Source organism: Streptomyces yongxingensis (assembly GCF_055597465.1).
In genome coordinates this window covers 10680666-10700479 of sequence record NZ_CM145717.1, presented here as the reverse complement: position 1 = coordinate 10700479, position 19814 = coordinate 10680666, and the positions used below count along the sequence as shown (strand labels likewise).

Genomic DNA, 19814 nt, shown 5'->3' with positions numbered 1-19814 from the left:
ATCGAGCCGCGAGCACCCGCCCTCCCCGAGGTTCGTTCCATGTCACAGACCACTGTTCTTTCCACCGCCGCCCTACGACACCTGATGGAGCTGCTGGCCACGGACGCCTCCGCCGAACAGTTGACGGCGGTGGCCACGCGCGCCCGCGCCGACGGCATCGACGACCGCGAACTCAAAGAGATCGAACGGGCCGTCTCCACCGCCCTCGGGGTCCGACGGGTGCTCCATCGCCAACGCCGCCGCGAAGCCGAACTCACCGCGCTGTTCGACACCGCCGGCGACCTGGCCGCCCTGCGTGACCTCGACGCGGTACTGCACTCGATCGTGCGGCGCGCCAGAACCCTGTTGGGGACGGACACCGCCTACCTCACCCTGGTGGACGAGGCCGCCCAGGACACCTTCATGCGGGTCACCGACGGCTCGGTCTCGCTCGCCTTTCAACAGCTCAGGCTCAAGCTGGGCGAGGGCCTGGGCGGGCTGGTGGCCCAGACCATGCGTCCCTACGCGTCCCCAGACTACCGCAGGGACGAACGGTTCCAGCACACCCGAACCATCGACCACGGAGTCCTGGACGAAGGTCTCGTCGCCATCCTCGGCGTGCCGCTGCTCCTCGGCTCGGGCCCGGCCGGCGACCACCATGTCATCGGTGTCCTGTTCGCGGCCGACCGCGGCCCCCGCGGCTTCTCCCCGGACGAGGTGGCCCTGCTCGGCTCGCTCGCCGCGCACGCCGCCATCGCGATCGACACCGCCAGGGCGCTCGCCGATGCCAAGAACGCCGCGGCGGAACTCACCGAGGCCAACGCCGTCATCCAGGAACACGCGGCATCCACGCAGCGCGCCGCGGAAGCGCATGACCGGCTGACCGACCTCGTGCTGCGCGGTTCGGAGGTATCCGAAGTGGCCGCCGCGGTGGCCGAGTTCCTCGGCGGCCGACTGACCATCTTCGACCCGCGCGGCGACGTACTGGCCCAAGCGGGCGGCGGAGCGGGAGCCTGTCCGCCGGATCGCGACGCACTCCTGAGAGCCGTCACCCGTGCCCGTGCCGAGGGCCGCTCGGTCCGTGACGGCGAGTGCTGGTACTGCGCCGTGCTCGCCGGGCAGGAGCTGCTGGGCAGCCTCGCCTTCCGCGGGCGCCCGGACCTCGACGGCCCCGACCGCCGGCTGTTCGAGCGCACCGGCACCATCACCGCGCTGCTCCTGCTGCTGCGCCGTACCGTCGTCGAAACCGAGAACCGCGTGCGCGGCGAACTGCTCACCGACCTCTTGGAGGGAGCGGGCCGCGATCCCGCGCTCCTCGCCGAGCGCGGGCACCGGCTCGGTGTGGACCTGACCCGGCCGCACCTGGTGCTGGTCGCCGAGGCCGAGACGCGGTCGGACGGCAGGCTGACCGCGTGGGCCCAGCAGTACCTGTTCGGCCGCGAGGGCCTGTGCTGCGAGTACGAGCAGCACGTGGTCATGCTGGTCCCCGACGACGGAACAGTACCCGGTCAGGCCGCCCGGGCCGCCGCCGAACATCTCTCCCAAGGGCTCGGCACACCCGTCAGCGTGGTCGCCGCGGGACCGTGCCAGGGGCTGGCCGCCCTGCCGGGCTACTACGCCGAGGGCCGCCGCTGTCTGGGCGCCATGCGTGTACTGGGTCTCACCGGTGATGGTGCCTGTGCCGCGGATCTGGGCTTCCTCGGTGTTCTCCTGGGCAAGGAACAGGACACCGGAAGCTTCGTCAACAGGGTCTTGGGCCCGGTCCTGGAGTGGGACGAACGCAGGGGGACCGAACTGGTCAGGACGCTTCAGGCGTATTTCGCCGTGAAGGGCAGCCACATTCGGGCCAAGGACCTGCTGCACGTCCACGTCAACACCGTGGTGCAGCGGATCGAGAGGATCGTCGCGCTCCTGGGGCAGGACTGGGACCACCCGGAACGCGCGCTGGAGATCCAGCTGGCGCTGCGGATCCACCTGGTTTCCCAGGCCGGCCCGTAGCGGACCTCGTCACAGAGCCGTGATAGCGGCCGGGACGCGCAGCTCGGGCACGGTGACCGCCTGTACGTCGTCCACGCTGACGCCGGGCGCGAGTTCGGCCAGGGTGAGGCCGTCGGCCGTCACGTCGATGACGGCGAGGTCCGTGATGACGCGGTTGACCACGCCGCGCCCCGTGGCGGGCAGGGCCAACTCGTCGACGATCTTCGGGGAGCCGTCCTTCGCGGTGTGCTCCATGACGACGATCAGGCGGCGGGCCCCGTGGACCAGGTCCATGGCCCCGCCCATCCCCTTGACCATCTTCCCGGGGATCATCCAGTTCGCCAGATCACCTCGGGCCGAGACCTGCATGGCGCCCAGCACGGACACGTCGATGCGCCCGGCGCGGATCATGCCGAAGGAGGAGGCGGAGTCGAAGCACGCGGCGCCCTTCCGCAGCGTGACCGTCTCCTTGCCCGCGTTGATCAGGTCCGGGTCCTCCGTGCCGTCCACCGGGTAGGGGCCGACCCCCAGGAGGCCGTTCTCGGAATGCAGCACGACGTGGATGTCGGCGGGCAGGTGGTTGGGGATGAGGGTGGGAAGGCCGATGCCCAGGTTGACGTACTGTCCGTCGTGCAGTTCACGGGCGGCGCGGGCGGCGAGTTGGTCGCGGTCGAGTGCCATGGATCATGCCTCCTGGGCGGCGGGTCGGACGGTGCGGCGCTCGATGCGCTTGTCGACGGGGTCCGCGGCGACGATCCGGTCGACGTACACGCCCGGGAGGTGTACGGCATCCGGGTCGAGCTCCCCCGCCTCCACGATGCGTTCGGCCTCCACCAAGGTGGTCCGGCCCGCCATCGCGCACAGCGGGTTGAAGTTCCGGGCGGCGCTGTGGAACAGGCAATTGCCGTGCCGATCCGCGACCTCCGCACGCACCAGCGCGAAGTCGGCCGTGAGGGACTCCTCCAGCAGGTACCTGCGGCCGCCGAACTCCCTGACCTCCTTGGGCGGGGAGGCCACGGCCACGCTGCCGTCGGCGGCGTACAGCCACGGCAGGCCGCCCTCCTCGACCTGGGTTCCCACGCCTGCCGGGGTGAAGAAGGCGGGGATCCCGCTGCCGCCGGCCCGCAACCGCTCGGCCAGGGTGCCCTGTGGTGTGAGCTCCACCTCCAGCTCACCGGAGAGGTACTGCCGCGCGAACTCCTTGTTCTCGCCCACGTACGACGACGTCATCCGGGCGATCCGGCCGGCCCGCAGCAGCAGACCGAGGCCCCAGTCGTCCACACCGCAGTTGTTGGACACCACCCGCAGCCCCGCCGTCTCCGTCCGGGCCAGCGCGGCGATCAGCGTCGACGGGATCCCGCACAGCCCGAAACCTCCGACGGCGAGAGTCGCCCCGCCCGGGATGTCGGCCACGGCGTCCGCGACCGAATCCACCACCTTGTCCATGTCGTCACTCCGCATTCTCGGCCCGGGATCCACCGGTCCTGACGGAATGTCCGGCGACCCGGCCCGGGGTCTGGTTCCCCCTTACCTTTCACCGCGGGCGGGCCCCGCGGGTATGTAGTCCGCCACCATGGCCCTGACGATCCGCATGGTGATCAGCGCTGCGCCGGTCGGCCCTGGGGCCTCGTGGCGTCCGGGCGGCTGCCCCGACGGGGACCGGGTGGTCTCCCCCTTTGCGGCACCGGTCGTTCCGGCCATGTGCGCCGGCCCCATGACGGTGCCTCCAGGATCGGTGGTCCGCACCATGCCGTCCGTCGCGGGGCCCTCCTATCGTTCCGGCAATCACTCACCGCGCTTCCGCCGTCGCGCATGCGGGTGGCGCCTTCAAGGAAGAGGGCGGCACCCTGCGGCGACGGGTGGGCGGCACACCGTCAGGAGCCGGTCATCATGCGTTGCAGCACCACGGACACCGTGCGAAGCAGATCTGTTCGCGCGCTCACCCTGATCGCCGTCGGTGTCCTGGTCGCGGGCTGTTCCTCGGCCGGCACCGCCGGCACCGCGGCCGGCGGCTCCGACGGCAAGACCGCTCCCGTGCGGGTGGGTCTGGTCTACTCCCGCAGCGGGTTGCTCGCCGCCTACGGCAAACAGTACGAGGAGGGCTTCACGGCGGGCCTGGCCTACGCGACGCACGGGACGAACAAGGTCGGCGGCCACCCGATCGAGGTCACCGAGCAGGACGACGCGGGCGACCCGGCGAAGGCCGTGGCCGCGGCCAAAACCCTCGTCGGCAAGGGGTACAAGATCATCACGGGCACCACCGACTCCGGCGTGGCCCTGCAGATGGCGCCGCTGGCCGCCCAGAACAAGGTGCTCTACGTCAGCGGCCCCGCGGCCACCGACGCCGTCACGGGCGTCAACGACTACACCTTCCGCTCCGGCCGGCAGTCCTACCAGGACATCCTCACCACCGGGGCGATGCTCGGCGACGCCAAGGGCAAGAAGGTCACCGTGCTCGCCCAGAACTCCGCGTTCGGGCAGGCCAACGTGGCCGCGGTGAAGACCGTCCTCGGCGGGAAGGGCGCGAGGGTCGACTCCGTGCTGGCCCCGCCCAGCGCCACCGACCTCACCCCCTTCGCCCGCCAGGCCAAGGCCCGCAAGCCGGACCTGGTGTTCGTCGCCTGGGCCGGTGCCACCGCCCCCGCCCTGTGGACCGCGCTGAATCAGCAGGGCGTACTGGATGCGAGCAAGGTCGTCACCGGACTGGCCGGCACCGCTTCGTACCCGATCTTCGGCAAAGCGGGTTCCAAGGTCTCTTTCCTCGCCCACTACTTCCCGGGCGCCGGCGGCGGCAACCCGGTGGAGAAGGCCATGCTCAACAGCATCACCAAGGCCGGTGGCGCCCCCGACCTGTTCAGCCCCGACGGCTTCACCGCCGCCCAGATGATCGTGCACGCGATCGAGTCCGGCAGCGCGACCGACACCACCGCCATGGTCAAGGCGCTGGAAGGCTGGAGCTTCGACGGGCCCAAGGGCAAGGAGCGGATCCGCGCCGCGGACCACGCCCTGCTGCAGCCGATGTTCACGGCCAAGCTGAGGGGCACCGGCAGCGCCGCTGAACCGGAGCTGGTCGACAGCGTCCCGATGGCAACGGTCACTCCCCCGGTGAAGAAGGCGGCGGGTTGAGCAAATGTCCTCCTCGAACATGACGCCGAGCGCCCCGGGGACCGCGGATGCCGGGGAGCCCCGCACCTCCCCGGCGCCGGTCCTCAGACTGCGCGGCATCGGCTGGACGGTCGGCGGCGCGACCATCGTCGACTCGGTCTCCTTAGACCTCCACGAAGGAGAGTTCCTGGCCTTCATCGGCCCCAACGGCGCGGGCAAGACCTCCCTGTTCAATCTGGTCAGCGGCATCACCCCGGTTTCCCGGGGCACGATAGAGCTCGACGGCGCCGACGTCACGAACGAGGCCGCCTACGTACGGGCCCGGCGCGGTCTGGGGCGTACCTTCCAGACCTCCAGCCTGTGGCCGGGCATGACGGTCGCCGACCATGTGCGGCTGGCCGCCCAGGCCACCAACGGCGGCTCGTACCGGGTCTGGCGCCGCGCCGACCCGTACCCGGAGTTGGTCGCCGAGGTGCTGGCGCGCACCGAACTCGCGCACCGCGCGGACACCGCCGCCGACACCCTCTCGCACGGCGAGAAACGCAAGCTGGAACTCGCGGTGCTGCTCGTCGGCGAACCCCGGCTGATGCTGCTCGACGAGCCCATGGCGGGCGTGAGCGCCGAGGAAGTGCCCGCCCTCACCGAACTCATCCGCTCGCTGCACCGCGAGGAGGGCCGCACCGTGCTCATGGTCGAGCACCACATGGACGTCCTGCTGGGTCTGGCCGACCGGCTCGCCGTGATGCACCACGGCACGCTGCTGGCCCTGGACACCCCCCAGGTGGTGATGGCCGACCCGACCGTACAACAGGCCTATCTCGGGGAGGAGTTGTGAGCACGGGACCGGCGCCGCTGCTGACAGTGCGCGACCTGCGGGTGGTCATCGGGGGCAGACACATCCTGCACGGCGTCGACCTGGACGTCGCCGCCCGTGGCACCACCGCGCTCCTGGGCCGCAACGGCTCCGGCAAGACCACCACCGTACGCGGAATCCTCGGCCTCGTACCGCGCACCGGCAGCGTGCTGCTGAGCGGCGAGGAAACGGTGCGACTGGCCACCCACTCCCTGGTCCGCCGTGGCATCGGCTACGCCCCCGAGGACCGCGGCGTCTTCGCCACTCTCACCGTCGCCGAGAACCTGCGGCTCGCCGAGCGGCCCGGCGCCGGCCAACCGGCCTACGATCTGGTGCACGAACTCTTCCCCGAGCTCAGGCAGCGCGCCCGGCAGGCCGCCGGCACCCTCTCCGGCGGCCAGCAGCAGATGGTCGCCATCGCCCGCACCCTGCTCAACGGCAACCGGCTGATCATCGCCGACGAGCCCACCAAGGGCCTGGCGCCCAAGGTGGTCACCGAGGTCGCACAGGTGCTGGAGCGCGCCGCCGAGGCGGTGCCCGTCCTGCTGGTGGAGCAGAACCTCGCCGTGGTCCGCCGCCTCGCCCGGCACTGCGTCGTGCTCGCCGACGGCCGCACCGCGCACCGGGGCCCCGCCGCCGAACTGCTCGCGGACGCGGACGCGGCCCGCCGGCTGCTCGGTGTCGGACGGGCGGGCCACGACGGCGCCGACCCCTCACCGGCCGGCCCATCCGCCCGCCCCGCGGCCCACCCCGCCACCAGGACCGAAGAAGCAGAGGTCTGATGTCCACCGTAGTCCTGCTCACCCTCACCGGGCTCGGCCTGGGCGCGCTGTACTTCCTGGTCGCCTCGGGCCTCTCGTTGATCTTCGGCCTGATGGACGTGCTCAACTTCGCCCACGGGGCCCTGATGTCCATCGGCGCCTACGGCACCTGGTGGGCCGCCTCCGGCCACCTGCCCGGCGCCGGGCCCGGCGGCGCCGGCTTCGCTCTCGCGGTCGTCTTCGGCACCGCGGTCGGCACCGTCGCCGCGGTTCTGCTCGAACTCGCCGTCATCCGCCCGCTCTACGCCCGGCCCCGCGAGCAGATCCTGGCCACCGTCGGCGTGGGCCTGGCCGTTCCCGCGTTGCTCTCCGCGATCTGGGGCACTGACGCCCGGCCCTTCCCCGGACCCGAAGCACTGTCCGGCACCGTCGGCCTGCTGGGCGCCGAGGTGCCGCTCAACCGCCTGGTGCTGATCGCCGCCGCCCTCGTGGTGCTGGCCGCTCTCAGGCTGTTCCTGGGCCGGACCCGGCACGGTCTGGTCGTCCGCGCGGGCGTGGAGGACCGGGCCATGGTCACCGCGCTCGGCATCGACGTGCGCACAGCCTTCACCCTGGTCTTCGCCATCGGCGGAGCGGCAGCGGCCCTCGGCGGCGCGATCGGCGGTCTCTATTTCGGCTCGGTCGACCCCGAACAGGGCACCTCGCTGCTGATCTTCGCCTTCGTGGTCGTCGTCATGGGCGGCATGGGCTCGCTCACCGGTGCCGCGCTGGCCTCGGTCGCCGTGGGCCTCGTCCAGCAGTTCGCCAACTACTACACCACCGCCGGACTCGGCGACCTCGCCGTCGTCGTCCTGCTCGCCGCCCTGCTGCTCGTCCGGCCGCGTGGGCTGACCGGGAGACTCGCATGACCACCGCCACCCGGCCGCGCGGTGAGACCCGCGCGGCGGACCAATCCCCTGTCACCCGCTCCGAAAGGTTCAGGCGAGCCACCCGCTGGTGGCCGGTGCTGCCGCTGGTGGTCCTGTTCCTCGTCCCCTACAGCGCACTGCCCCTGCCCGGCCTGCTGGACGGGCCGATCGGCAGCCCCGGCAACCTCCAACTGCTGTCCCTGTGCCTGGTGTTCGGAGCCCTGGCCACCGGCTACGACCTGCTGCTCGGCCGTACCGGGCTGCTGTCGTTCGGCCACGCGCTCTACTTCGCCGCGGGTGCCTACGTCACCAACACCATCATGGTGGAGGCGGGGCTGCCCTTCGCCGTCTCCGCGCTGCTCGGCCTGCTCGCCGGGGTGGCGCTGTCCGCACTGCTGGGCGCGGTCAGCCTGCGGGTGACGGGCATCGGCTTCTCCATGGTGACCCTCGCCTTCGCGCAGGCCGCCTCGATCCTCGTGCAACGCGACCCGGGCGGCGTCACGGGTGGCGAGGAAGGCAGGGCCGCGCCCGCGGACAAGCTGCCCGCCTCGCTGGTCGGCATCGAGCACACCGCCAACCTGTACTGGGTCGCCCTGGCCTACCTCGTCGTCGTGCTGCTCATCGTGCAGTGGGCGGTCCGCTCACCCACCGGCCGGGTCTGGGAGGGCATCAAGGAGAACGAGCGCCGGGTCGAGGTGCTGGGGCTGCGCCCCTACGGCTTCAAGCTGACCGCCTTCGTCCTGGCCGGCACCCTGGCCGCGCTCGGCGGCATCGTCCACCTGCTGCTGACCGGCGGCGCCACCCCGCAGACCACCACCTCCGACTTCACCCTCTCCCTGCTGGTGATGGTGGTACTGGGCGGCTCCGGCACCCGGTGGGGTCCCCTGGCCGGCGGCATCCTCTACACCTGGGCCGACCACCGGCTCGGCGACCTGTCGGGTTCCGGTGCCGTCACCGGGCTGCCCGCCGTGCTGCGCGTGCCACTGTCGCAGCCGCTGTTCCTGCTCGGCGCGCTGTTCGTCGCGGTGATATACCTGCTGCCCGGCGGCCTGGTCCGGCTGCCGGCGCGGCTGCGCGGGGCACGCGCCATGCGCGCCGCCACCGGCGGCAAGGCGGTCCGCACTCCATGACTGTCACGGCCGCACCCGCCCACGCCATGTGTACGCGCGCTACGTCGGCTGCCGTTCCCCTGGCCGCCCCTCCCATGGCGCGGTCGGTCGCCCGGTCGTACGGTCCGCTTACAGCAAACCGGTATGTCAGCCGGGCGGTGCCCCAGCGCCACGCACCGGCCGGCGGGACCGGCCCGGCCGGTCCCATGAAGTGGCATGGCAGGGCGCCGTGCAGCGTCCGTACTCCCTCCACTCCCCCACTCGATGGAGTTGCCCCATGCGTTTCGTCACCGTGCGCAGAATCCTCAGCCGCACTGCTCTGGCCGCCGCGCTCAGCGCACTGGCCACGGGCCTGACCGTCATCACCCCGCTCGCCCCCACCGCCGCGGCCGACGGCACTCTCCAGCAGGTCACCAACTTCGGCTCCAACCCCGGCAATCTGGCGATGTACGAGTACGCGCCGACGAACCTCCCCGCGAACGCGCCACTGGTCGTGGCCCTGCACGGCTGCACCCAGTCGGCGAGCGACTACCACACCCACTCCGGCTGGCAGAAGTTCGCCGACCAGTGGGGATTCGCCGTGGTCTACCCGCAGACCAACGCGGCCAACAACAGCATGTCCTGCTTCAGCTGGTTCGACGCCACCAAGAACACCCGTGGCAAGGGCGAAGCGGCCTCCATCCTGCAGATGGTCGACCACGCCACGGCACAGTACGGCACCGACCGCAAGCGGATCTTCGTCACCGGCCTGTCCGCCGGCGGCGGCATGACCGCGAACCTGCTCGCCGACTACCCGGACGTGTTCGCCGGCGGCGCCGTCGACTCCGGCCTCCCCGCGCAGTGCGCCACCACCGTGATCGCCGCCTCCGGCTGCCAGTACAGCAGCCAGAACCTCACTCCCCAGCAGTGGGGGGACAAGGTCCGCGGTTCCTACCCCGGGTACACCGGCCCCTGGCCACGGGTCGCGATCTGGCAGGGCACCTCCGACACCACCGTCACGCCGGTCAACGGCACCGAGCTGCGCGACCAGTGGACCGATGTATGGGGCATCGGCCAGACGCCCTCCAGCACACGAGACCTGACCGGCGGCACCACCGAGAGCATCTACAACGATTCCGCCGGTAAGCCCGCCGTCGCCCACTTCTCGATCTCCGGCATGCCCCATGGCCTCGCCGTGGACCCGGGCTCCGGCGCCGACCAGTGCGGCACCACGGGGACCTACTACGTCGACTCCATCTGCTCCAGCTACCACACCGCGAAGTTCTGGGGCCTGGCCGGCTCCGGCAGCAGTTCCCTGCCGGAGCCGTCCGGGCTCACGGTCACCGGCACCACCGACGACGGCGCCTCACTGTCCTGGACCGCCGTCAGCGGCGCAGCCTCCTACAACGTCTACCGCAACGGCACCAAGGTCGGCTCCCCGACCAACACCTCCTACACCGACACCGGCCTGTCCGCCGGCACCTCCTACCGCTACACCGTCGCCGCGGTCGACTCCACCGGCGCCGTCGGCGCCGCGTCCTCGCCGGTCACAGCGACGACGACCGGCGCAGAACCGGCGCCCACGTGCTACACCGACAACAACTACAACCAGGTCAAGGCCGGCCGCGCCCACCAGCGCCTCGGTCACACGTATGCAGACGGTTCCAACCAGAGCCTCGGCCTGTACAACCTCGCCGTCACCCACACTCTCAAAGAGACGTCCCCGGGCTACTTCGTCCTCGCCGACTCCGGCTGCTGACCTAGGAGGTCATCCCTGCTCGCGCAGGCCCCAAGGGGCGTCGTACTCGGTGAGCAGGTCGAGGAACGGGCGGGGCGGCAGGGCTTCGGGACCGAGAACGCCCTTGCCGGACCAGGCGCCGGTGGCGAGCAGTTCGAGGGCGATGACCGGGTTCATCGCGGTCTGCCAGACGACGGCCTGTGAGCCGTACTCGCGCATCGTCCACTGGTTGTCGACCAAGTGGTACAGGTACACCTCGCGGGGCTTGCCGTCCTTGGTGCCCTTGACCCAGGTGCCGGCGCAGGTCTTGCCGGTCATCCGGTCGCCGAGGGTGGCGGGGTCGGGCAGGCAGGCGGCGACGACGTCACGCGGCGAGACCTTCACCGGTCCGTGCTCGCCTGGCACGGTGACCTTCGTGGTCGAGTCCAGGCCCAGTTCGTGCAGGGTCTTCAGCCTCGCGATGAAGTCGTCGCCCAGCCCGTACTTGAACGTCACGCGCCGCGCGTCCACCCAGCGAGGGATCAGCAGCACCTCCTCGTGCTCGACGTTCACGCACTCCACCGGCCCGATCCCCTCGGGGAAGTCGAAAACCTCCGGTTCACTGAACGGTGCGGTGGTGAACCAGCCGCGCTCCCTCTCGTAGACCACCGGCGGGTTCAGGCACTCCTCGATGGTGGTCCAGATGCTGAAAGAGGGCGCGAAGTCGTAGCCCTCGACCGTGAGGTTCGCGCCGTCGCGCACACCGATCTCCTCGATCTCGTCGAAGAGCTCGTCCGCGGCGTACCGCGCGAAGACGTCCGACAGGCCCGACTCCACGCCCATGCCGACCAGGGCCAGGCGCCCCGACTCCGCCCAGCGGTCCGCCAGCTCGAACTGCTTGTCACCCAGCTTCACCCCGCACTCTTCGAACGGCCGTGAGGGGTGCGGAACGGACAGCGACATCGCCATGTCCAGATAGTGTGCCCCGGCCGCCAGGGCCGCGTTGAACAAAGGCATCACGAACCGTGGATCGGTCGCGTTGAACAGGACGTCGCATCGGTGCTCGGTGAGCGCGGCCCGCACCGCGTTCTCGTCCGAAGCGTCCAGGCGCAGCGCGCTGAACCGGTCGCCGTGCTCCTCCAGCGCGGCGACGGCCGCTTCAGCGCGGGAGAGATCGTAGTCCGCCACCACCATGTGGGTCAGGAATTCCCTGCGTGCCGCGATCCGGGTGGCGGCGGTGCCGACGCCGCCCGCGCCGACGAGAAGTACTCGCATGTCAGTGACCCTTCTTCTCTTCCGGGAGCGGGGCGCCTCCGGATTGCCCCTGATGCAACGGCACGGGGCGCTGTAAGGTCAACCGTGTTGGCATAAGCCATGCCGGCGGTGATGGAGGAGGGTGAGGAGATGCCGAAGCGGGTGGTGCCCGAAGAGGCGCGGCGCCGGCGCAGGCCGACGCGACAGGGCGTGGTGTTGTCCGAGACGCTCATCGTGCAGGCCGCGCTGCGGATGCTGCGCGAGCACGGCAGCGTCGGCCTGACCGCCCGACGCCTGGGAGCCGCGCTGGGCGCGGACCCGAGCACCCTTTACCGCTACTTCGCGGGGATGGACGATCTGGCCCGGGCCATCGGCGACGAGCTGATGGGCCGGGCCCTGGACAGGTGGACGCCCACCCATGACTGGCGCGCCGACCTGCGCGCCCTCGGGCTCGCCCTCCACTCCTCCTATCTCGCACACCCGCAGGCCGCCGTGCTCACGGCCAGCCGGGTCAGCGGACGTCCGCGAGAGATCGCGGTCGACGAGACCATCCTCGGCATTCTGCGCGGGGCGGGCCTGCCCGATCCCGCCGCGGTCCGCTTCTACCAGGCGTTCATCGACCTCGCCTTGGCCTTCGCCGCGCTCGACGCGGGGGAGCTGGCACTCTCCGAGGAGGCCCGCACGCGGGACGAGGAGATGTGGGACTCCACCTACGCCCGGCTACCGGCCACGACCCACCCGAACATCGCCGCCACCGCCGGCCTGCTCGCCGCCCGCATGCTGCACAGCGCCTACCCGGTGGTCCTCGACACCTTGCTGGACGGCATCGCCGCCGAACTGGCTGCCGCAGGTGCCCGAACGGCCGAATGACCCCGGCCCGTGCCTTTTTGGCATGGTGCGTCAGGAACTCGCCGCTTCGGACCGGTTCCGGCGGATGCTTATGCCAACGACATTGACCTTGAGGTTCCCAGCGCGTTTTCTCTTCGGAACCGCGAGGTTACGGCGGCACGTGACGCGCCAAGCGGACCGTTGGCACCACCGTCCCCATGGCATGGACACGAGCGGCGCCCTCGCGTTGCCGGCGTCATCCCTCGGGGTCGCCCGCTACGGACGTTCCGGTCGTCCCGGTACGACCTTGCCGCTGGAGACGCCCGAGGACATCCAGGAAAGAGGGATCACATGGCCGAAGACAGTGCGCGGGGTACGCCCGGAGAGTCCGAGCCGGCGGCCGGGCTCAATCCGAACGCGATCGGGTTTCTCGACTCCATCGCCATTGGTCTGAACGCGACCTCTCCCGCGTACTCGCTGGCAGCCGTCATCGGTCCCATCGCGGCGTTCGTCGGGGTCAACGTACCCGGCGTCATGCTGGCTTCCTTCCTTCCGATGCTGCTGATCGCGTCCGCGTTCCACTACCTCAACCGGGTCGACCCGGACTGCGGCACCACCTTCTCCTGGGTGTCGAGGACACTCGGCCCGACCACAGGCTGGCTGGGCGGCTGGGCCGTCGCCATGACCGGAGTGATGGTCGTCGGCTCGCTCGCCGAGGTGGGGACGCGTTTCGGTCTCCTGGCCGCGGGGCTCGACGGCTGGGTCGCGAACACCTGGGTCCTGCGCTCCTTGACGGTGCTGGTCATCCTGGCGATGTCCGCCCTGTGCGTGCGCAGCACCGAGGCCTCCGCCCGGCTGCAGAACGTGCTGACGCTGCTACAGGTGGCCGGACTCCTGGTCTTCGCGGCCGTGGCCCTCTACCGCGTCCACGCCGGCACCAGCACCCTGCCTGCCGTCCACCCGTCGCTGGGCTGGCTGAACCCCTTCAGCGCGGGCGTCGCACCACTCACCTCGGGACTCCTGCTCGGCGTCTTCACGTTCTGGGGCTGGGAGTCCGCGGTCAACCTCACCGAGGAGACGGAAGGCGCCGTCACCGCTCCGGGCCTGGCCGCCATCTGGTCGACGGTCATCCTGCTGGCGACCTACGTGTCCGTGGCCTTCGCCGTGGTCGCCTACTGCGGTCCGGCGTTCCTCGGCGACCACGCCGGCGACGAGGAAGCGGTGTTCGCGACCCTCTCCGACCAGGTACTCGGCGGATGGAGCTGGGTGGTGCTGCTCGCCGTCGCCACGTCCGCCCTCGCCTCCACCCAGACGACCATCATCCCGTCCTCCCGGACCGCCTTGTCCATGGCCCGCCGTCACGCCCTGCCCCAAGGCTTCGGCCGTATCCACCCAAGGCACCGCACGCCCGACGTGGCCACCTGGTGGGTCGCCGGCATCGCCATCGTGTGGTACCTCGTCATGCACTGGCTCAGCGACAACGCGCTCGCGGACTCGCTGACGGCGCTGTCCCTGCTCGTCGCGTTCTACTACGCGCTCACCGGGCTGGCCTGCGCCGTCCACCACCGGCACCTGCTGACCACGAGCGTGCGCAACTTCCTGCTGCTCGGTGCGGGACCGGTCGTCGGTGCCGTGCTGCTGGCCTGGCTGCTGGTGGAGTCGGTGATCACCATGGCCAACCCCGCGAATTCCTACAGTGGGGTCTCCTGGTTCGGCATGGGACCGCCCCTGGTCATCGGCATCGTCCTGGGGCTCGTCGGCGTACTGCTCATGCTGTGGTGGCGGAGCACTTCCCGCCGCTTCTGGACCGAACCGAGGAGACGCGAGGCGGCCGCCGGGCCCGCTCAGGACGCGCTCGTGTCCATGGTGGACTTGAGTGCACCCCGGACACGGGGGCGTCTCGGATGTCAACACGAACGGTGAGTTCGTAACGTCTCCGACATGAGTGATGAGACGCGCACATTCCAAGAAAACCAGACCAGTTGGCGGATACCGAAGGGGCTCTCCGGAGTGGCGGCCCTGCTCCTCGCCGGATTCGCCCTCGCGCCGGTCGCCACGGCGGCGGGGCGCGACACCGCCCACGGCGGCACCGCCCACCGCGGCACCCTCGTCTCCGTCACCCCGGTCGCCGACCATGACGCCGGGGAGGTCAGGGAGTTCCTGGCCGGGAGGGACATCGCGATCGATCCGGTGCGGTACGGCGTACGGGCGTACCGGCTGACGTACCGGACCGTGGACCCCTACGGGAAACCCACGACCGCGACCGGGCTCCTCAGCCTCCCCAAGGGCGGGGCCCAGCGGCTCGACCTCGTCTCGGACACGCACGGCACCATGGTCAAGCGCACCTACGCGCCCTCCGTGAGCGAGGACTTGGGCCGTGTGCCGTCGTATCTGAACGCCTCGGCGGGTCGCGCCGTCGCCGCGCCCGACTATCTGGGGCTCGGTGAGGGGCCGGGCCCGCACCCGTACATGGACACCGGCTCTTCCGTGACCGCCTCCGTCGACATGCTGCGCGCCGCCCGCACGGCCGCGGACCGGCTCGGCCGTCCGCTCACCGGTGATGTCTACGCGACCGGCTTCTCGCAGGGCGGCCAGGTCGCGATGGCGCTCGGCCGGGCGCTGGAAGGAGGCGTGGACCAGCACTTCCGGCTGAAGGGGCTGGCCCCGGTGAGCGGGCCGTACGACCTGGAGGGCCAGGAGGTGCCGGCCCTGTTCGACGGTCGGGTCAACGACACCAGCGGCGTCTTCTACATCTCCTACTGGCTGGTCGCCCAGAACCGGCTGCATCACTTCTCCAAGGACCCGGGCGAGGTCTTCCGTGCGCCGTACGCGAGCCGCGTGGAGTCACTCTTCGACGGAAGGCACGACGAGGAGGAGGTGGTCAAGGGCCTCGCCCCCTCGGTGAAGCAGCTGCTCACGCCCGCCTTCTACGACCGTCTGCAACACCCGACCGGCCCCCTGCTGGACGCCATGCGCTCGGCCGATCACACCTGCGACTGGAAGCCCGACGTGCCGGTGCGGCTGTACGCGGGGGCGGCCGACACCGACGTGCCCATCGGGAACGCGCGCAGTTGTGCGCTCCAGCTCGCCGCACACCAGGCACACGTCCCCGTGGTGAACCAGGGCGACGTGGACCACTTCGGATCCTTCGTGACGTCGGCACCACAGGTGGCACGCTGGTTCAACGCGCTGGCCTGACCACGGATCGCGCCGGCTCCCCCCGGAACGCCTCCTTGGAGCGGCCCGGGCCACTGACCTCGTCCACCGGCCTGGTGGACCAGGTGGTCAGCGGCGGTGGCCGAGTTGGGTGAGGGCGCGGTCCAGTGTGTCGGCGAAGAAGTCGGCCGCGGCGGCGTCGAGGCACAACGGCGGCTTGATCTTCAGGATGTTGAGGTGGTCTCCGGTGGGCTGGACGATCACGCCGAGGTCGAGCATGCGGTCGCAGAGTTCGGCGGTCTCTTCCGTGGCGGGTTCCAACGTGGCGTGATCCCGGATCAGTTCGAGACCGAGGTAGAGGCCCGAGCCGTGGACGGCGCCGATGATGTCGTGGTGGCCGGCCAGTGCCTGGAGCCGGCTCTTGAGACGGCCGCCCACGCGCACCGCGTTGCCCTGGAGGTCCTCCTCGCGCAGGGTGTCCAGGACGGTGAGGCCCACGACGCTGGAGACCGGGCTGCCACCGGTGGACGAGAAGAAGTAGCCCTGGTCGCGGTAGCGGCCGGCAACCTCCTTGGACGTGATGACGGCGCCGAGGGGGTGGCCGTTGCCCATGGCCTTGGCCACACAGACGACGTCGGGGACGACCTGTTGCTGCTCGAAGCCCCAGAACCAATGACCCAGTCGTCCGTAGCCGACCTGGACCTCATCGGCGACGGCCAGGCCGCCGTGGCGGCGGACCGCGGCGTACACCTCGGCGAGGTATCCCTCGGGCAGGGCCACGCCCCCGGCGTTGCCGTAGAAGGTCTCGCTGAGGAAGGCTCCTGGCGGGCGCCCCGAAGCGGCGAGGTCGTCGATCACCGCCGCCGCCTCGGGTCCGTAGCGCACCGCGTCCGCCCCGCGGTGCCGACCGCGGTAGGAGTTGGGCGAATCCACGGTGTGGACCCAGCTCGGGCGGGTGGCCAGGGCGTTGGGGTTGTCCTGCAGTGAGGTGGAGACCGCGTCGGAGGCGTACGTCCAGCCGTGATACGCCTCGCGCAGCGCGACGACATCGAGCTGCCCGGAGGCGCCGATGGCCAGCCGGATCCCCAGATCGACCGCTTCGGAGCCGGAGTTGACCAGGAACACCGTGTCCAGCGGGTCGGGCAGGAGGGCGGCGAGGCGTTCGGTGAACTCCACCACCGAGGCGTAGTGGAAGCGCGAGTTGGTGTTGAGCCGTCGCAGTTGCCGCGAGACCGCCTGTTCCACCCGTGGATGGGCGTGGCCCAACGGGGTGACGTTGTTGACCATGTCGAGGTAGGAGCGGCCCTCGGTGGAGACCAGGTGGTGCCGCCAACCACGCTCGATCCGGGGCGGGTTGGCGTAGTAGTGCTCCTGTACGGTCGCGAACACCGCGTCCCGCCGGTCGAGCAGGTCCGCGTGGTCCTCGGGGTCAGCGGCCGGGAGACCGATGAGCGGGGAAGGGTCCGCGGTGAGCGCGAGCCATCCGGCGGCGTACTCGGGGCGCACCAGCGCGGGGACGGCCGGGCCGTCGGCGCCGCGCAGCCCAAGGCGTACCGAGGTGCCGGCAGGGAGGTGGGCCAGGTCCTCGCCCGAGCGGACCGTCGCCCCGGCGGAGACCACGGGGTGGACCGTGTGGGGGAAGGACAGCGTCAGCACCCGCGGGCCGTGGGTGACCGTCAGCTGACCGGGCGCCGCGGCGAGGACCTCGCCGGCGCCGGGGGCCTGCAGCACGGTGGCCCGGCCGAACCACAGGTCGATGCCGGTGGCCACGGTCGCGGGAGAGGTGGCGGCCAGGGCCGGGGCCCGGGTGAGTCGCGCCCGCGCGTACCGCGTGGCGACCGCGACGGCGCCGTCGGCGAGCGCGGAGGCCGCCAGCCGGTCCTCGGCGTCTGCTTCGAGCCAGACTCCGTGGTCCAGGGGGTCGGCGCCGGTGGACAGGTCGAGAAGGGAGATGTCGTCGGCGGTGAGGCCCCGCGGCAGCGGGTGTGCCGGTACGTCGGCGCGAGCGGGCGCGTCGGCCAGGTCGATCGCGTCCTTGATGAGGTGGGTCATCACGGGAAGTGGGAGGTGGGTGGCCTGCTCGAATATGCGCCACTCGCGGTCGAGCGCGGCCTCGGCGTAAGCGTTCCCCTCGTCGACGGCGGCTTGGTGGCGGCCGCTGGCTACCAGGCCGGCGGCGCGCAGGACCACCAGCGGCCACAGCGCCTCGGCCTCCGCCGGGGAGAGCGGCCGGACGGCGTGGAAGGCCCGGATGGCGGGCAGCACGTGGTGGGGCTCGACACCGTCGTGGTGGAGCATCGAGGAGAGCGACACCGCCAGTTCGCCGACCGCCCAACTCCAGGTGAGGTCACCGAAGTCGATGACTCCGTCGGGCATAGGGAGGCGGCTGCCGGGAGAGCGGATCAGGTTGTCGTCCGTGAGGTCGAGGTGCACGGCCTGGCAGGGCAGCAGGGCGGCGACCTCCTGCACCCGCGTCCAGGCGTCGGCGGTCGCGGTGTGGATGGCGGTGCGGCGGTCGGGCTCGGGGATGTGCTCCGCGAGCTTGACGACGACGCGGTCGGCGTACCGCGGGTCCCACTGGAGCACACGGTCCAGACCAGGGTGCCGGAAGTCGCGCAGGGCGACGCCGACCTTCCCGGCGATCGTGCCCATGGCCGCCACCGTGGGCGGGGACAGGTGCCGCGGTCCGGAGAGCGGGCCGCCGGGGAGGTGCTCCAGCAGTCGCGCGATGACCGGTCCGTCCTCGGTGCCCACCCTCGCGCACCGGGGGGAGCCGTCGGGGTGGCGCAGGACGGTGGCGACGCGCAGCTCCGGGTGAGCGGCGGCGATCAGGCCGGCGGCAGTGTCCTGGGCTTCGATCTCCATCGGGCTGAAGGCCGGGTTGGCGATCTTCAGGACCGCCAGGGGTGTCCCGGTGTCGGAGCGCAGCAGGAAGTTGGCGTCCTGCTGGCTTCCCAGCACCTCCGCGCGGGCGGTGATGCCGAGGCGCCCCGAGGCGATGCGCTCTGCCTGAGCAGGTGACACCCGCGGTGCGGGAAGCGCGTCCTGGGCGAAGAAGTCGATGGTGCGGTACTCGTCGTGCGGCATGCCGGGTTCCTCGGCTTGGTGAGCGGAGCGTGGTGGGGGCGGGCTGGGCGCGGGCTCGCGGATGCCTCTAGTCGACTCCCCACATGAACCGGTGCGTGTGAATGGCGAAGTAGGGGAAGTTCTCCACGGACGCGACGCCCTCGACGGGCCGTACGACGTCGTTGATGAAGTCCAGAAGGTCACGCGGGCGACCGCACACGATCTCGGCGAACAGGTCGAAGCCGCCAGAGGTCAGCACCGTGTACACGACTTCGTCGTGCCGGGAGAGTTCATCGGCCACCGCCCGGGGATCGCCCTCGATACGCAGGCCCAGGAGCGCCATGGTCTGCCGGCCCATGGCCATCGGGTCGGTCACCCCGACGACTTGGACCGCCCCGGAGTCGATCAACCGCTGCAGCCGCAGCCTCGCGGCCGAAGGCGACAATCCCACCTTCGGCCCCAGCTCGGCATAGGGGATACGACCGTCGGCCTGCAACTCCCGCAGGATGGCCCGGTCGGTGTCGTCCATGGGTCACCTTTCTCCAACTGTGGAAACAGGAAAGCACGCAATGGATTCGAGCGCAATGTCGAGGCATGTCGATCGAATCGACTGTCTGTGTAGCGGAATCGAGCACACGCCGGCTCGTCGAGCAGAGCCGCCACCCGTTTCCGGCACCCACGGGCTCACCGTGCTACTGGCCTGCGAACAGGCCGACCGGCCGTCCGTCGTGCGCCGCGGCGACGAGGTCACCGTGGTGAGAGCGGACGATGAGTTCCACCACGCGAACGACTACCGTCACTGCGCGCGGAGGGGTGGGGCGAGGACGACCTGATCGAACTCGACCGCGACCAGCTCGCCGAGCGGGTCCGGGTCGCCGGCGCCCGCGGCGCCCAGTGGAGCCCGCACTGCGCCCGCATCCAGCCCGCCAAGCTGGTGCGGGGCCTGGCCGACGTGGTCGAACGGATGGGCGTCGCCGTCTACGAGGGCACCGAGGTCACCGAGATCCGCCCGCGTCAGGCGGTCACCGTCCACGGCACCGTCAAGGCGACATACGTCATCCGCGCGCTGGAGGGGTTCACCGCCGGGCTGCGCGGCAACCGCCGGGTCTGGCTGCCCATGAA

At 71.1% G+C, this 19814-nt stretch carries 15 protein-coding genes and 1 pseudogene; 11 read left to right on the top strand and 5 right to left on the bottom strand.

Going from position 1 to position 19814, the window contains the following annotated elements; genetic code table 11:
• Window positions 1-39: 39 nt before the first annotated feature.
• Complete coding sequence (locus ACZ6TD_RS45355) at window positions 40-1977, top strand: helix-turn-helix domain-containing protein (RefSeq protein WP_471347739.1); 1938 nt, start codon at window positions 40-42, stop codon at window positions 1975-1977.
• Window positions 1978-1986: 9 nt separating this feature from the next.
• On the opposite strand, the gene ACZ6TD_RS45350 is transcribed toward ACZ6TD_RS45355, so the two are convergent.
• Together ACZ6TD_RS45350 and ACZ6TD_RS45345 are read right to left on the bottom strand one after the other, a co-directional pair.
• Complete coding sequence (locus ACZ6TD_RS45350) at window positions 1987-2637, bottom strand: 3-oxoacid CoA-transferase subunit B (protein WP_471347737.1); 651 nt, start codon at window positions 2635-2637, stop codon at window positions 1987-1989.
• Between the two features lie 3 nt (window positions 2638-2640).
• Window positions 2641-3402, bottom strand: coding sequence for a CoA transferase subunit A (locus ACZ6TD_RS45345; protein WP_471347735.1), 762 nt, complete (start codon window positions 3400-3402; stop codon window positions 2641-2643).
• A 444-nt stretch (window positions 3403-3846) separates the two neighbouring features.
• Here ACZ6TD_RS45345 and ACZ6TD_RS45340 point away from each other — a divergent pair, with 444 nt between their 5' ends.
• The 6 genes from ACZ6TD_RS45340 to ACZ6TD_RS45315 all read left to right on the top strand — a co-directional run bounded on the left by ACZ6TD_RS45340 (window position 3847) and on the right by ACZ6TD_RS45315 (window position 10430).
• A complete protein-coding gene (locus ACZ6TD_RS45340) occupies window positions 3847-5082 on the top strand; it encodes a substrate-binding domain-containing protein (RefSeq protein WP_471347733.1) in 1236 nt (411 codons plus the stop codon).
• A gap of 19 nt (window positions 5083-5101) precedes the next feature.
• Window positions 5102-5896, top strand: a complete 795-nt coding sequence (locus ACZ6TD_RS45335) for an ABC transporter ATP-binding protein (RefSeq protein WP_471358624.1) — start codon at window positions 5102-5104, stop codon at window positions 5894-5896.
• The gene (locus ACZ6TD_RS45330; protein WP_471347731.1) at window positions 5893-6696 is read left to right on the top strand and encodes an ABC transporter ATP-binding protein; all 804 of its coding nucleotides are present in this window, start codon (window positions 5893-5895) and stop codon (window positions 6694-6696) included. The genes ACZ6TD_RS45335 and ACZ6TD_RS45330 overlap by 4 nt, the downstream gene beginning before the upstream one ends.
• Complete coding sequence (locus ACZ6TD_RS45325) at window positions 6696-7583, top strand: branched-chain amino acid ABC transporter permease (RefSeq protein WP_471347729.1); 888 nt, start codon at window positions 6696-6698, stop codon at window positions 7581-7583. Before ACZ6TD_RS45330 ends, ACZ6TD_RS45325 begins: the two co-directional genes overlap by 1 nt.
• Window positions 7580-8713: a branched-chain amino acid ABC transporter permease gene (locus ACZ6TD_RS45320; RefSeq protein WP_471347727.1), complete on the top strand. Its 1134-nt coding sequence runs from the start codon at window positions 7580-7582 to the stop codon at window positions 8711-8713. Before ACZ6TD_RS45325 ends, ACZ6TD_RS45320 begins: the two co-directional genes overlap by 4 nt.
• Before the next feature lie 256 nt (window positions 8714-8969).
• Window positions 8970-10430, top strand: a complete 1461-nt coding sequence (locus ACZ6TD_RS45315) for an extracellular catalytic domain type 1 short-chain-length polyhydroxyalkanoate depolymerase (protein WP_471347726.1) — start codon at window positions 8970-8972, stop codon at window positions 10428-10430.
• 9 nt (window positions 10431-10439) lie between these two features.
• On the opposite strand, the gene ACZ6TD_RS45310 is transcribed toward ACZ6TD_RS45315, so the two are convergent.
• Window positions 10440-11663 carry a saccharopine dehydrogenase family protein gene (locus ACZ6TD_RS45310; protein WP_471347724.1) on the bottom strand — a complete coding sequence of 408 codons (1224 nt, stop codon included), beginning with the start codon at window positions 11661-11663 and terminating at the stop codon, window positions 10440-10442.
• Window positions 11664-11792: 129 nt separating this feature from the next.
• On the opposite strand from ACZ6TD_RS45310, the gene ACZ6TD_RS45305 reads away from it, so the two are divergent.
• From ACZ6TD_RS45305 to ACZ6TD_RS45295, 3 genes are all read left to right on the top strand, one after another.
• The gene (locus ACZ6TD_RS45305; protein WP_471347722.1) at window positions 11793-12512 is read left to right on the top strand and encodes a TetR/AcrR family transcriptional regulator; all 720 of its coding nucleotides are present in this window, start codon (window positions 11793-11795) and stop codon (window positions 12510-12512) included.
• 309 nt (window positions 12513-12821) lie between these two features.
• Complete coding sequence (locus ACZ6TD_RS45300; RefSeq protein ID WP_471347720.1) at window positions 12822-14393, top strand: APC family permease; 1572 nt, start codon at window positions 12822-12824, stop codon at window positions 14391-14393.
• An 18-nt stretch (window positions 14394-14411) separates the two neighbouring features.
• Window positions 14412-15668, top strand: coding sequence for an alpha/beta hydrolase family protein (locus tag ACZ6TD_RS45295; protein WP_471347718.1), 1257 nt, complete (start codon window positions 14412-14414; stop codon window positions 15666-15668).
• 87 nt (window positions 15669-15755) lie between these two features.
• On the opposite strand, the gene ACZ6TD_RS45290 is transcribed toward ACZ6TD_RS45295, so the two are convergent.
• Both ACZ6TD_RS45290 and ACZ6TD_RS45285 read right to left on the bottom strand, forming a co-directional pair.
• A complete protein-coding gene (locus ACZ6TD_RS45290) occupies window positions 15756-18713 on the bottom strand; it encodes an aminotransferase (protein ID WP_471347716.1) in 2958 nt (985 codons plus the stop codon).
• A 67-nt stretch (window positions 18714-18780) separates the two neighbouring features.
• Window positions 18781-19221: an Lrp/AsnC family transcriptional regulator gene (locus ACZ6TD_RS45285; protein WP_471347714.1), complete on the bottom strand. Its 441-nt coding sequence runs from the start codon at window positions 19219-19221 to the stop codon at window positions 18781-18783.
• A gap of 270 nt (window positions 19222-19491) precedes the next feature.
• Here ACZ6TD_RS45285 and ACZ6TD_RS45280 point away from each other — a divergent pair.
• Window positions 19492-19716: pseudogene (locus tag ACZ6TD_RS45280) on the top strand (FAD-dependent oxidoreductase); the annotation flags it as partial.
• Window positions 19717-19814 lie beyond the last annotated feature (98 nt).